Annotated in this window: 9 protein-coding genes; all 9 read left to right on the top strand. The window is 55.3% G+C overall.

Going from position 1 to position 14,952, the window contains the following annotated elements; genetic code table 11:
- Window positions 1–2,701, top strand: a 2,701-nt coding sequence (locus BMZ40_RS09895) for a beta strand repeat-containing protein (protein ID WP_143075588.1), incomplete at its 5' end; no start/stop codon positions are given.
- A 66-nt stretch (window positions 2,702–2,767) separates the two neighbouring features.
- Window positions 2,768–4,312, top strand: coding sequence for a TolC family protein (locus BMZ40_RS09890; protein WP_092374824.1), 1,545 nt, complete (start codon window positions 2,768–2,770; stop codon window positions 4,310–4,312).
- Window positions 4,309–5,028 carry an efflux RND transporter periplasmic adaptor subunit gene (locus tag BMZ40_RS09885; RefSeq protein ID WP_092374821.1) on the top strand — a complete coding sequence of 240 codons (720 nt, stop codon included), beginning with the start codon at window positions 4,309–4,311 and terminating at the stop codon, window positions 5,026–5,028. Before BMZ40_RS09890 ends, BMZ40_RS09885 begins: the two co-directional genes overlap by 4 nt.
- 146 nt (window positions 5,029–5,174) lie before the next feature.
- Complete coding sequence (locus BMZ40_RS09880) at window positions 5,175–6,488, top strand: efflux RND transporter periplasmic adaptor subunit (protein ID WP_092374819.1); 1,314 nt, start codon at window positions 5,175–5,177, stop codon at window positions 6,486–6,488.
- 106 nt (window positions 6,489–6,594) lie between these two features.
- Window positions 6,595–8,697 (top strand): site-2 protease family protein, encoded by a 2,103-nt coding sequence (locus BMZ40_RS09875; RefSeq protein ID WP_092374816.1) that lies wholly within the window; start codon window positions 6,595–6,597, stop codon window positions 8,695–8,697.
- A 229-nt stretch (window positions 8,698–8,926) separates the two neighbouring features.
- Entirely contained in the window at window positions 8,927–9,967 is a 1,041-nt protein-coding gene (locus tag BMZ40_RS09870; RefSeq protein ID WP_177193100.1) for an undecaprenyl-phosphate alpha-N-acetylglucosaminyl 1-phosphate transferase, read from the top strand.
- A 189-nt stretch (window positions 9,968–10,156) separates the two neighbouring features.
- The gene (gene wecB, locus BMZ40_RS09865) at window positions 10,157–11,284 is read left to right on the top strand and encodes a non-hydrolyzing UDP-N-acetylglucosamine 2-epimerase (protein ID WP_092374810.1); all 1,128 of its coding nucleotides are present in this window, start codon (window positions 10,157–10,159) and stop codon (window positions 11,282–11,284) included.
- 175 nt (window positions 11,285–11,459) lie between these two features.
- Window positions 11,460–11,771, top strand: a complete 312-nt coding sequence (locus BMZ40_RS09860) for a VanZ family protein (protein WP_092374807.1) — start codon at window positions 11,460–11,462, stop codon at window positions 11,769–11,771.
- Between the two features lie 305 nt (window positions 11,772–12,076).
- Complete coding sequence (locus tag BMZ40_RS09855) at window positions 12,077–14,899, top strand: PAS domain S-box protein (RefSeq protein WP_092374804.1); 2,823 nt, start codon at window positions 12,077–12,079, stop codon at window positions 14,897–14,899.
- Window positions 14,900–14,952 lie beyond the last annotated feature (53 nt).

The raw sequence follows: 14,952 nt of genomic DNA, 5'->3' as shown, positions 1-14,952 counted from the left end.
GACGGTCACGGCCGTGGCGGACATCGTGGCCGACACCCAGACCGTGGACGAGGACGGCGATGTCACGACGAACCTGCTGAGCAATGACAGCTTCGAAGGCACGCCGGTCATATCCAGCGTGACGCAGGGAACAAACGGCACGGTGACCATCGTCGACGCCAACGCAGGGACGGTGAAATATACGCCGGGCGCCAACTTCAACGGCACCGACTCCTACACCTATACGGTGACCAGCGGCGGTGTGACCGAAACGGCCACGGTCAACGTGACCATCAATCAGATCGATGATCCGGCCACCATCGGCGGCGACATCTCCGGCTCCGGTGTCGAGGACGGTGGTGCCATCGCCGGCACTCTGACGGCCTCGGACGCGGCCGACGGCCTGACTGACGGCACGATCTTCAGTGTGACCACGGCCGCTGGCAACGGCATGGCGAGCATCGACGCGGCCAGCGGAGCGTGGACCTATACGCCAAACGCCGACTACAACGGTTCCGACAGCTTCGTTGTGACCATTACCGACGATGACGGAAACACGACGACCCAGACCATCAATCTGACGGTCACGGCCGTGACGGACATCGCGGCCGACACCCAGACCGTGGAGGAGGACGAGGACGTCACGACGAATCTGCTGGGCAACGACAGCTTCGACAACGCCGGGCGCACCATCACCTCTGTTGGCGCGGCCAGCAACGGCACAGTGGAAATCGTCGATGCTGCACTGGGCACAGTCAAATACACGCCGAATGTCAACTTCAACGGCAGCGATTCCTACACCTACACGGTAACCAGCGGTGGCGTGACCGAGACAGCCACAGTCAACGTGACGGTCATTCAGGTCAATGATCCGGCCGTTTTTGGCGGTAACACCAGTGGCAGCGGCGCGGAAGATGGCGGAGATATCACCGGCACTCTGACCGTGAGCGATACCGCTGACGGCATGACAACGCCCAACTTCCGCATCGAGACGGGAGACGGCCCGAGCCACGGCACGGCGACCATCAATGCCACGACCGGTACCTGGAGTTACACACCCACGGCGGACTACAACGGAGTCGACAGCTTTACCGTGAGCGTGACCGATGACGACGGCAACGTGGAAACCCAGACCATCAATCTGACGGTCACGGCCGTGGCGGACATCGCAGCCGACACCCAGACCGTGGACGAGGACGGCGATGTCACGACGAACCTGCTGAGCAATGACAGCTTCGAAGGCACGCCGGTCATAACCAGCGTGACGCAGGGTACGCACGGTGCGGTCGTCAACAACGGTGACGGAACCATCACCTACACGCCAAACGCCAACTACCATGGTGCGGATTCCTACACCTACACAGTGACCAGCCCAACTGGCGTGACTGAAACAGCCACGGTGAACGTCACCGTCAACCCGGTGGTGGACCTCGTGGCGGCGGATGACAGTTTCTCCGGTGCAGAAGATACGACTATTTCCGGCAGCGTGGCCGGGAACGATGCCACCACTTCGGGCGGCGCGCTGAGCTTTTCCAAGGCCACGGACCCGGGCCACGGCATGGTCATGGTCAATGCCGACGGCACCTTCACCTACACACCGGTGGCAGATTACAACGGGATGGACAGCTTCACTTACACCGTGACCGATGCGGCCAGCGGTGAAACTCAGATCCGGACCGTGAACCTGAACGTTACCCTGGTGGCGGACATCGCAGCGGACAGCGTGAGCACCAACGCAGATACGTCCATCATTACCAACGTGCTCGGAAATGACACCTTTGAGGGTATTCCGGTTGTGTCAGTGGAAAACGGCGATGGTCCGGCGCATGGCGTCGTGACGGTGAACCCGGATGGCACCGTCACCTACACCCCCGACCGCGACTATTTTGGGCCCGACGAGTTCACCTATACGGTGACCAGTGGTGGGGTGACCGAAACGGCAGTGGTGAGCGTCACCGTGGCTCGACCTGTCTATACGAACAACGGTGGAGGCACTCCCGTTGTTTCCACCTTACCCGGAGCCGGTTCTTTGGATTCACAAGCCGGTATGAATCGGCCGCTGACCTTAGTCAGGACTTCCCAATCCGGAATTTCGTTCGATCAGCGAATCCTGGCTCGACCCTTGGAGTTGTCAGAATTTCCACGTCGACTGGAAGTGGCTTACGTCCAGTGGATCAACCTGTGGCGTGACGATCAGCCGCACACCTCGGTCGACATTCCTCCTGAAGCGCTGTCTGTGCTCACTGGCACGGAGATTCGCTCCGAGGCCAGGCAGTCCGATGGTTCTCCTCTGCCTTTCTGGGTCCGCTTTGACCAGGATGCCCGCGCCCTGCGAGTTACAGTACCCAGTGAACTGGACCGGGAAGGCGTGACCGTGAAAGTATGGTTCTGGGATGAAAAGGGCAACGAGGCGGTGGTCAGCATCACGTTGAATCTGGACCGCGACGCGACCGAAGATTCCGTCGAAGACGCTTCGCAACTCGGTCAGTGGAACACGGAGCAAAACTACAGCGCGCGGCCCGGGCAAACGGACAGTGTTGCCCTGTCCTTGGAGAAGCGCCTGGATGAGCAGGGCTCCTCCAAGGACGAGCCTGGCAGTTCGGCTGACATTCATGATGTGCGCGTGCCTTCTGCCGGAGAGAGTCACGAGGTCATGAAGGGGGGAGCGGTACCCGCCCGGACTTCCTTTACGGCTCAGTTGGCCTCGTGTCTGCTGATATAAGAATAAGGTAATCCCAAACACGATTTTTGAACCTTCAGACAACGTTAATCACGAAAAGGATTTTCCATGCCCCGCATCATGAAAACCATCGCCCTGTTGTTCGGCATCGCGCTGCTGGTCACCGGCTGCGCCATCAAGCCCCAGACCATCACCGCCACCGAGGCTCGGGAAGCCGCCGCGTTTTTGCAAAACCGTGTTCAGGCCCCCCAGGAAACCCTTCCGGTCGCCCTGAGCCTGGACGAGGCCATTGCCCGCGTGCTGAAGTACAACCTCGAGCACCGGGTGAAAATGTTCGAGGTGTCTTTGAAGCAGCGTCAGTACGATCTGAGCATGTACGATATGTTGCCGGAACTCACCGCCCGGGGAGAGGCCGAACATCGCTCCAACTGGGATGGGTCCGTCAGTCGTAACCTGCGCACGGGCATCACTTCGACGGACTATACTACCAGCGAAGACCGTGATCAGCACATGGGGCAGCTTTCCCTGTCCTGGAACATTCTGGATGTGGGCGTCAGTTATTACAACCTGCACCAGCAGGCCAACCGTTTTCTCATGGCCAAGGAACAGCAGCGCAAGGTTGTCCAGGACTTGGTCGGGGAAACGCGTACCGCTTTTTTCAAGGTACTCGTGGCTCAGGATCTGCGCGACGATATCGTTAAGGCCCTGGCTCAGGCCGAAGAGGCCTTGTCAACGGCCAAGAGCATCGAAGATCAGCGTCTGCGCCCGCTTGAAGAGGTCCTGACATATCAGAAGAACCTGCTTCAGATGATCCGCCAACTTGAAGAATTGCAACGTGGCTTGTCCCTGGCCAAGGTACAGCTGGCGGCCCTTATGAACCTGCCGTCTGACCAGTTGCCGAGCCTGGAAAAACCTACCTGGTACGGTTCCTTACGTGGTCTTGAGCTGACGCGCGAGTACATGGAAAACTATGCGTTCTCACATCGCCCGGAAATTTTTGAATGGGGCTATCAGCAGCGAATTACAGCTTTGGAAGCCAAAAAAGCCATCCTGGATCTGGTGCCCGGTATCGGTTTCAATCTGTCCACCAATTATGATTCCAACAGCTTCGATTTGTATTCCACCTGGCAGCAAGCCTCGGTACATGTGGCCTACAACCTGATGAACCTGGCCAAGTGGCCCGCCAAGAAGAAAATGCTCCAAGTGCAGCAGAAGATGGAAGAAGCTCAGGGTTTGGCCATGGGTATGGCCGTACTTGCGCAGGTAAACCTTGCCGCTCAGCAACACGAATTCGCGGCTCAGGCCGCAAGCAGGGCCAAAACTCTGGCTGAGGTCGAAGAACGCCTGAAGGAACTCTCGGCCCGACAGGTCAGCCAGGGGCAGGGCATGCGACTGGATACCATCCAGAAAGCCGTGTCCGCCATCACCGGAAACGTGAACCGCGAGGAAGCCTTCATCAGTTACTACCAGGCCCTGAACAATTTGTTCACCGCCTTGGGAGTGGATTACCTTGATTATTCGGCCCTGCCTCGCGAATTGAACGACCTGACCGCAGTCATCGCCGGTGCCAATGCCAAACTCTGGGGGCCGGGTGACATCACGGAAGTGCTTGTTGTACCCGCGCCAACCGCAAGTGAGGAGCAGCCACTGTGAAATGGCGAATAATCCTCGCTGTCGTACTGCTGGTCTTGCTGGCTCATTCGGTATTGGCCGAAGAAGCCGTGCGTGGGCAAGTCGTGGCACGCGACAGGGCCGTGCTCTCCAGCCAACTCGATGCCATCGTCAGCACTTTGCGCGTACGCGAAGGTGACACCTTCAAGGCCGGAGCAACGCTTATCGACCTGGATTGCAGGGGATACAAGGCTCAACTTGCTCAGGCCGGCGCTGCGGAGCGCCTGGCCAAGGCTGTGTTGCATAACACCCAGAGTTTGGCGCGCATGGAATCGGCCAGCGTGCAGGAAGTGGAAAAGGCCAGGGCCGAATTGGATATCTGCGCCCAGGCCAAGGTTTTGGCCCAACTCGACGTGGAGCGTTGCGGCGTACTCGCTCCTTTTGCCGGAGCCGTGGTTTCCCTGCCCGTAGGCAAGGGTGAATTTGTCAGCGCAGGCAAACCTCTGCTGGAAATCGTGGGCACGGATAATCTGGAAGTGCACTTCCTGTTGCCTTCCACTGCCGCACAGGACGTGCAACCAGATCAACCCTTCGTCATGGACGTTTACGAAATCAATGCCACCGTGAACGGTACAGTGCGCCAGGTCGCTCCCGTGGCTGATCCCCTGAACCGAACTATCAAAGTCTTTGGCCAATTGCGCGGAGATTCGAACGCGGTCAGGCCTGGCATGTCTGGAACCGTTGTTCTGGTTCGGTAGTGGCAGTCGCCCAATACTCAGAAGCCTCGCCGGGGTTCTGACCCTTTGTTATTGGTCCGGTCTCCAGGTCAGCCTTGCAGGAGACCGGACCAAGTGCGTTATGGCATACTCTGCCGCAAAGCGCCCGGCAGCAATAAAAGGAAACTATGAAACTGGATATTTCCCGCAGGGATTTTCTTGAAGACCGCCTGTTGGCGGCACGCAGTGCACGGGAAGTCCTGCTTGTCCTGGTCAACGAGTCGCGTCAGGTCCTGCCGCATGAATTCGCGGTATTTTTACCCTCCGACCATGCCTCGGATCTGGAATTGACCTTCGCCAGTATCGTGGGTGCGGACAAGAACGCCCCATGCGTTCAGTATCTGCGTCGTTTGGAGCGCGATTGGGGCAGCCCCGGCGCACCTCGGACTCTTCGTCCCTCCGACGTCTCCCACGCTATGAGCCGGGAATGGTCTCAGTGGCTTCCTGCCCAGGTGCTGATCTGTCCTATTTTCCTTCGGGATGGTGTTCTGGCGGGTTATTTGCTGCTTGGTCGGACTCAGGAATGGAGCGATGAGGATCTGACCCTGGCCCGCCGCCTGGGAAAACTGGGGGGGGCAATGCTGCGCACCCTGCGTCGGCCTGGATTTTTCAAACGCATGCGTGGTTATTTTAAGATCAGCCCCGCCTGGGTCGCAACTCTGTTTTTACTTGGTGCGGGTATGTTGCCGGTGACTTCAGCTGTATTGGGATTGGGCGAGGTGGTTCCGTTGGAGCCCACGGTGGTGCGCTCGCCCGTTGAAGGCATCGTGCAGAGTATGGCTGTGAAGCCGTTTGAAAGTGTGGCCGCGGGAGATGTGCTTGTGGTGTTTGAACAGCTTAAGGTCGACAACCAGATACTTGTGGCTCGGGAGAATCTCGCCAGCGCCGAGGAAGCGGTACGTCAGGCGCAGCAGGGCGCACTGTCCATGAATGATAGCGTGTTACGTTTGCCCGAGTTGGAAGTGCGGCGTGAAGAAGCCAGGGTGGAACTCTCATACCTGACGGAACTGAAAACACGCATGAATGTCGTGGCGCAGGGGTCGGGCATCGCCCTGGTGGATGATTATCCGTCTTGGGCCGGAAAGTCCGTGGGCATGGGCGAGCGGTTGCTGACTGTCGCCGAACCCGATCGGATGGAAGTCAAGGTTTGGGTTCCGGCCGCAGACGCCGGCCTCCTGCGTTTGGGCGACGCGGTACATCTCTACCTGAACATGACTCCTAATACGCCAATCAAGGCTACGGTTCGCTCCATCGGCTACCAACCCAGAGAAAGTCCCAAGGGGGTACTGGCCTACGAAGTGTTGGCTTCCGTCGATCAGAATGTACCGGAAATGCGCATCGGATATTTCGGCACAGGTCGTATTTTCGGTGAAAAAATGCCCTTGGGTTTTTATCTGCTGCGCCGGCCACTGGCTATCGCACGCATGTGGCTGGGGGTGTGATTTTCATGAGCGCACAACACTTTCTGACATTGATAGGGCGTAAGTTTTATGCCTCAATGTTCTTCTCTGGATTGGACGCGAGCCCTAACCCGCAAGGGAAGTACGCATGACCCAGGCCGCGACCTTGTTGCGCCCGCTACGAGAAGACATCGACATTCATTCAGCGCCGCAGCGTGAGAACGGCGCGCCATGCTGGACCTTGCACGACATTACAGCCAATCGTTTTTTTTCCGTAGGGCAGGATGAAATTCGCATTCTCAAGCATTGGAACGCCGGGGTTCCCGAGCTTGTGGCTCTGGCAGCATCGAAGGACTCGCCCTGGCCCATCAAGTCCAAACAGGTTGAAGAATTGGCCGCCTTCCTGGCCCAAAGTCAGCTTTTGCAGGCATCCAGCCCCAGGGATACGCAGTATCTGCTGACTCTGGCCCAGCGGCGGGAACAGAGCCTGTTAAAGCAAATCCTGCACACCTACCTGTCCGTCCGTATTCCACTTCTGCACCCGCAGCATTTTTTGCAAGCCATGCTTCCCTACACGAGATGGCTGTTCAGCCCCCTTTTTGTGCTGCTCACCGTGCTGGCGGGCCTTTGTGGAGCAGCACTTGTTTCCGAGCGATGGGGGGAGTTTACATCATATCTGCCGGACATGCTCACTCCTTCGGGCATTATCGCCATGCTGCTGGCACTGGCTCTGGCTAAAACCCTGCATGAATTCGGGCACGCTTTAACCGCTGCTCATCAGGGTTGCCGGGTTTCGGCCATGGGGTTGGCCTTTATCGTGGGCTGCCCCATGCTTTATACAGATGCAACTGAAGCATGGAAGTTGTCCCGTCATCGCGCACGTTTTCTGATCAGTCTGGCCGGACTTGGCGCGGAATTCATTCTGGCTGCATGGGCACTACTATTCTGGACTCTGGTTGAACCCGGCCATCTGCGCGACGCATTGTTTCTTTTTTCCGGAGTGACCTGGCTGGTTAGTCTGGCCATCAACTTCAGTCCATTCATGCGTTTTGACGGCTACTATCTGCTCATGGATTTGTGGGGCGTCCCAAATCTTCAGACCAGGTCCTTCGCATTGGCTACCTGGAAATTGCGCAGCCTGATCTTCAAGCTGGATCAGCCAAGCCCTGACAGTGCTCCGTCGCACACCCAGCGTCTCATGATTCTCTATGCCGTTTGCACCTGGCTCTACCGTTTTTTTCTGTTTCTGGGCATCGCTCTGCTGGTTTACACCTTTTTTTTCAAAGTGCTTGGAGCCATTCTCATGGTCGTGGAAATCGGTTGGTTCATCGTCCTCCCCGTCTGGCGGGAAATCCGCGCATGGCAGGCAATACGCAAACACGCCGCAGTGCGACCCGTAGTCCTGATTTTTTTGGCTGCACTACTTGCTGCACTCCTGGTCATGCCTTGGCCGCGGACGGTTTCCATGCCCGCGGTGCTTCAGCGCCAAAATGAAGTGCATGTGTATGCACCGCAGGGGGGGCGCGTGGAGGAAGTGGCCGTTCGGATTGGCGATGCTGTCCGGTCCGGCCAGTTTCTGGTTCGCTTGCGCAGTCCTGAATTGGAGCACGAGCATACCGTCAGTCGCCTTAGATTGGCTCTGGCCGAACAGAGGGTGAGAGTGGCCAGCCTGAGTGGGCGACATGGGGCAGAACTGTCCATCCTGCGTGAGGAGTTGCGCGCTGCCTACGCAGATTTGCGACAGCGCCAGGATGACATTTCCCGGTTGGCCATGGTCTCTCCTGGCGACGCCGTGGTCACGGGTATGGATACGACAGTCAAGCCTGGTTCCACCGTGAGTCAGGGGCAGGAACTGCTGCTCCTTACCGCTGCAGACAAGTGGGAGATAAACGCCTTGGTCGAGAGCGATAATTTTTCACGGTTGGCCGTTAACCTCCCCGCACGTTTTCTGCCTGACAATCCGGCACTGCCCGCCACGCTCTGCGTGATTCGCCGTCTGGACAGTTACGCCGACAGAACTCTTGAGTGGCCGCTCCTGTCGAGCGCTCATGGGGGACAGATAGAGACCGGTCGCCAAGATACTTTGTTCATGCAGGTGCCGCGACATCGGGTATATTGCACCCCCGAAGGGCGTGTCGATGCACAAACCTGCATCCGTGGTGTTGTCACTGCTCGAGTCTGGACGGAATCCCTGGTTTGGCATGGCTGGACGAAGCTGCGTGTACTTTGGGAACGGGAGTTAGGTTTTTAAATTTTTGTCAATTGAGTATTAAATTGAGATATATATTGCATAGGCATGCGAATAATATACGTGATAAGCTGAAGAATTTTTGATATCTACGTATTTTGACTGTATTAGTATGCTTGTGTGAATACAATGTGAATGAAGTATAAGCTTCTGAAGTTCGAGCAGACGCTCGGTGGCGGTTGTCCCACCCTAAGCGATGGTTCGATGGAACACGAATTTCAGAAGGTGCGCCATGTACTATGCATTGCCTGCTTCATTGGGTATCACCGTTGTCCTGATCCTAATGCTCAATCCCCTTGCTACCGTGGTCGGGCTTCTAGATCAGCCGTCGAATCGCAAACAGCATGCCGGTGCCGTGCCGCTGATTGGTGGCATTGCCATCTACTCTTCCCTTATCCTCTGCGCCATGGCGGCTCCGGCCTGGCAGGTCAATGGTGGACTGGGCCTGCTTGGGCTGTGTTTCCCTATTCTGGCCATTGGGGTTGCCGACGATCGCTGGGACGTGTCCTTCAAAGGGCGCATGGCTCTGGAAGTACTGTGCTGTCTGGCGGCGGCGGAGTGGTTCGGCGTTCGATTGGTGAGTCTCGGAGAGCTTTGGCCTGGGATTTCGTTGACACTGGGTTGGCTCGGGACGCCAGTGACCGTATTTAGCATGGTAGGGGTCATGAACGCCTTCAACATGGTTGACGGGGTGGACGGATTGTCCGGTAGCCTTGGATTTATGATTTTTGGCGCGCTCGCTTTACTTGCTTTTCCGGTCGACGCGAACGTTGCCTTACAACTCTTCTGCTTCTCGGCGGCCTTGTTTGGATTCCTGATTTTCAATTCGCGCTTTTTTGGCCGCTCGCGGGCGGCCGTTTTCATGGGTGATGCCGGGACGATGATTTTGGGCTTTGCGTTGTCTTGGTATATGATCAGCCTCTCCCAAGGCGAGGGCGCAGCCATCACCCCCGTCATGGCCTTGTGGCTTTTCGCTATCCCACTCCTCGACACGGCCGCCGTATCCATCAGGCGCTTGCGCTGCGGCTGCTCCCCGTTCAGTCCTGATCGTGGTCACCTGCATCATCTTTTTTTGGCCTTTGGTACGAATGTGAACAGGACCGTGCTGATCATTTTGGCGATGCAGGTCGCATGCATCGCATACGCCTTTGCAAGTCAGCGTCTGGATATTCCGGAGTGGATCAGCTTCTGGTTATTTATCGTTGTGTTCGGTGCTTACTATCTGGCCACTGCGCATGCATGTAATCGTAAAGAAAGTTTGAATGTCTGCTGAATTTCAATTGCGCAGCCAGGGCGTCCCATCATTCTAAGGCGTGACGTTTGTCCCTTGAGAGGCAGGATTTCGGAAATTCACACAATAATCTGCTGATGAGGCTTAAGGTGATACCTCTGACGCATAACCTCTCTCGGTATTCGCACCGCAGAACAAGTAAGTCCGAGTATATCAGGAAATCATACCACTATGAAAATAATAAATGTTGTCGGTGCAAGGCCGAATTTCATGAAGATCGCGCCGCTTATCGAGGCGCTGAACACAAGACCGGACGTGGAGCATCTTCTGGTTCACACGGGCCAACACTACGACCGCAGGATGAGCCAGGCCTTTTTTGACGACCTGGGCATGCCCAGGCCGGACATGGACCTGGGCGTGGGGTCGGGCTCCCATGCCGAACAGACGGCATCGGTCATGGTCGAGTTCGAGAAGGTTCTGCTCTGCGAACGGCCGGACTGGGTAGTGGTGGTGGGTGACGTGAACTCGACCATGGCTTGTACCATTACGGCCAAGAAACTTGGCGTAAAGGTGGCCCATGTGGAGGCTGGCCTGCGCAGTCGGGATATGTCCATGCCCGAGGAAATCAATCGACTGGTCACGGATCGCCTGAGCGATCTCCTGCTCACGCCCGACCGTCTCTCGAGCGGCAATCTCCTTCAGGAGGGCGTGCCGGTTGAAAAGATCCGCTTCGTGGGCAACATCATGATTGATACTCTTGAGGCTCACCGAGACAGGGCGGCCCTGCTCGACGTGGCTGAGGTTGTTCGCAGGAATCTTCTGCTGCCTGGCACGGTCGTGCCGGACCTCTCCAAAGGCTTTGCGCTGCTGACCATGCACCGGCCTTCCAACGTGGATCAGGTCGAGGTGCTGGAACCCATCCTGGCTTTCCTGACTGGAGAGGTCGCTCCCGTCATTCCCCTGATCTGGCCTATCCACCCCCGCACCGGAAAGATGCTCGAGTCCTTCGGACTGTGGGACAAGGCCGCGTGGTGTCCCGGCCTTGTCCTCACGCACCCCCTCGGCTACCATGAAATGCTGCGCCTTAACATGCAGGCCGTCGTCGCCCTGACCGACAGCGGGGGCCTGCAGGAAGAATGTTGTGTCCTTGGAACACCCTGTCTGACCTTGCGATGGAACACCGAACGCCCCGTAACTTTGAAGGAGCATGGAGGGGCTGGAGTACTGGTCGGCAACAGCGTTGAGCGCATAAGACACGAATTCCACGCTGCCTTAGGTACCGAACGTGCACCGCAACGCCCAGAATTCTGGGATGGTCGGGCTGCCATGCGCTGTGTGACGGCGATTTTTGAGGTATAGCTATGATTGTTAAGGGGTGACGGGTGTCCCTAAAACCGTGAATGCATCCGATCATTGGATACACGCTGTTCGCGACTTCTTCTTTGCTCCTGTCCATACACTCCGTGTCGCGTGGTCAAGGTTGCTGCGCTTGGTCGTGACTTGTCTTTGCTGTGTGGGAATTTACCAAGCCTCCATGATCGGGCTGACACACTGCCAGTGCTTCGAGCATTTAGACAAGGTGGTCCATGTGTTGGCTTCCTTCTTCCTGACCCTTCTTTTGCGTTGGGCGCTCGATTTGGAGCCCGTTGCCGTCGCCGCCGTTGCAGTTTGCGTCGGTGGATTGGATGAAATGCTGCAGATGTTTCAACCGGAACGCAACGCAGATCCTCTCGATTTTCTAGCCAACGTCTTGGGCGCATTCCTGGCCTGTTTGATGCTTCGGCTTTGCCTGCACAACAAAGCACTCCTGGGGGAGAATGTTACTGATAGCGATTTTCTCGTGTGACTGGGCTGATCCCTATGTATGAAAGTTCAAAATATTTAGTTTTTTAATGGATTTTTGCAATATTAAGAATATTTTTATTTTTTTTTATTTTGATACCGTATTTTTTACGTAAAGAATGAATTATATAGGATTGATCCGTATTTTTTAAGGGTTGAGTATGTTGGATAGTTGTATAAATTTAAAATCATGATTTAATTTTCAAATGCTTGCACTGTCTATTTTTTTTGATTTTTGTACATTATATCTAATTCGTAATTTTCTTGTATGCGCAGGGGTGCAGATATGGTTTTTTTGAGGTGACGATAGTGGATGAGTTCATCGAACTGATGCGCGCCAAGGAATCTTGGCTCATGGAGCGGATACTCGGCTATGCGCGCATGCATGACTATACCAGATATTCCTCAACCCTGTTGGAAGCGTGGAGGGTATCCATCGCAGGTTTGACCGAAGCCTTGGCAGGCACGCTTAAGTTTCATGGAGATGGTTCCCTGAATGTTAGCCTGCATACTGATTGGAACGAAGATCCAGCATCGCGCTTCGCCATGGGCCAGGCGCGGCGTCACAGGCAAAGGGGCGTCTCCCTGGAGATGTTTTTGGGACTATTCGTTTATTATCGCCGGACATATCGAGACCTAATACGAGAATTTGTTGCCGAAGGGGATGATCAGTCTAGGTTGGACGAGCTCGTTATTGTGCTTTTTGATCGCATGAGTATTGGGTTTAGCGCTGAATGGGCCAATGTCGGGGGGCAGACGACTTTGGTCGAGATGGCCTCGACTTTGCGATGTATAACCAATGAGAAAAACAGGTATCTGACATTTTTCGAAAGTCTCTCCACTCCAGCAATATTTTTAGAACCGGACGGCACCATCGGTAATATCAACAGTGCCGCCACAAGCTTGCTAGACTCTGACGCGCGCATAGGGAAAATCTATTATGCGACAGCGGAAGATGAGATTAGCCCTGCGTTTCTGGGCCGCAAGGTCGAGGCGGTCTTTCCCTGGCTAGAGGTTTTTGGAGGAGAGGTTCTGGCCTCAGTGGAAAGGACTTTCGAAGCGGATGTCACTCAACCGTTGCCTTTCGGTTCCAGGCAGTTTCGGGCAATTTTGAACCGACATCCAGATGTCTCCGGACGTATTACTGGTTTTTCTCTCATTCTTCACGATCTGACCGAGAGAGTGCGGGTGCAGGAGCAGATCAGGAACGCCAAGGAAGAACTTGATCGAACTTTCAATGCGATTTCGGACTTGGTCTTCCTGGTCGACAACGACCTGGCTCTAATGCGGGTCAACAAGGCTCTGGAAACTCGCCTGTCATGTCCTTCCATCGAAATTATTGGACGGCCTTGCGCTGAAGTTCTCGGCGCTTTCGAGTACAACTTTTCAGGTGATGACAGGTCCGATGGCCGCATTCCTGTGAACTTCGGCAATATCCAGGGTAGTTTTCTCGTCAATCGGGATCAGATTCGAGGCCCTGATGGGGCGAAGATAGCTACCGTCTTCGTAGCCAGGGACGTGACCGTGCTGGAGAGCATCCGCGGCACACTTCTCGAGGTTGAAGATAAATACAAGAACATCTTCGACAACGCCCCAGTAGGCATTTTTCAGATATCGCCTTATGGGTTTTTGAGTGTGAATCAGGCCTTGGCCTCTATATTCGATTTTGATTCGACCGAGGAAATGCGGCGATATTATACGGATATTCCGTCTCAGCTCTATGTTCGGTCGGAAGATCGCGAAGATCTTCTGCGTGAAGCGCTGGTCACTGGTATTGTCAGAGACCGCGATATCGAACTCCGACGCAAGGATGGAATATCTTTTTGGGCCAAGATCAATGGAAGGGTGATCTTTGCGGATGATGGTGAAGCCGAGTATTTTGAGGGGTTTCTGCAGGATGTGACGGAGTTGCGTTCTTCCGTGGATAGACTTGTTAAGAGCGAGAGACAATTTCGGGGGCTTGCTGAAACGATGCAGCAGGGCCTTGTGGAAATTGATGCCCATGGGAGAGTGACTTTTTGTAACCGTCATTTTTGCGAGTTGGTTCGTCAAGAGAAGGATGAAATTTCCGGTCTGCAACTGGTTACGCTTGTCCATCCTGATGATCGAGAGACGTATCTTCGGATGGTGGATACGGTGGGGTGCGGTGAGGAAATTCGGCGGTGCGACATTCGATGGTTTATTTCTGGGGAGCAGTTTTTCAGCATAGTTACTCCAGTCATGCAGGAAGAGAACAAAGAAGAATGTGCCGGAATTTGGCTTTTGGTCATGGATGTGACGCAACGACGCTTCATAGAAGCTCAGTTGCTGCAAACTCAGAAGATGGAAGCCATTGGTCAGCTTGCAGCGGGTATTGCTCACGAAATCAATACGCCGACTCAATACGTCCTCAACTACATCTGGTTTATCAAAGAGGCCATGGACCACATTGCGCAGGCGCTGGGGGGACATGGTCTTCTGTTTGAACGCCTAGCGTCGGATCCTGCTCTTGAGAGGGAGATTAAAGTGATCCAGGCTAGGGATGAGGAGTTGCAGGTTTCATTCTATCTTGAAGAGTTGCCTTCAGCCGTGGGCGACGTGTTGCATGGTTTAGAGAAAATCACGGCCATCGTCGGTTCGGTCAGGCAGTTTGTTCACCCCGGTCACGACTGTAAAACGGATGTGGATCTGAATAAACTTGTTACGGACACGGTCACCCTGTCGCGGAACGAATGGAAATATGTGGCCGAATTGAGCATGGATCTGGATCCTGAACTTCCGCCTGTGCCGTGCCTCAGCCAAGAGATTGGGCAGGTGTTGCTTAATCTCTTGGTCAACGCCGCTCACGCGATCTCGGAGATCAGGAGTGACGGGGGAGCGCCTTTGGGAACGATCCATGTGATTACGCGCAGGGATGGCGGATGGGTTGAAATTCGGATCGCGGATAACGGAAGCGGCATGCCGTCGCATGTTCAGGAACATGCTTTCGAGCCGTTCTTTACCACGAAAGCTGTTGGGACGGGCACAGGCCAGGGATTGTTCATTGCGCATCGCATCGTAACAGGGGTCCATGAAGGTACTATTAGCTTTAAATCCCAGCCAGGTGAAGGGACGACTTTCACGATCAGACTTCCCCTTAACAATACAGATTAGTGATTAGGGCACATCGGCACTGATGTTGCGATCGATTTTAAAGACGATGCTAA

Source organism: Desulfomicrobium apsheronum (genome assembly GCF_900114115.1).
Taxonomy (GTDB): domain Bacteria; phylum Desulfobacterota; class Desulfovibrionia; order Desulfovibrionales; family Desulfomicrobiaceae; genus Desulfomicrobium; species Desulfomicrobium apsheronum.
The sequence above is the reverse complement of the archived record's forward strand: the minus strand, read 5'-3'. Positions and strand labels throughout refer to the sequence as shown.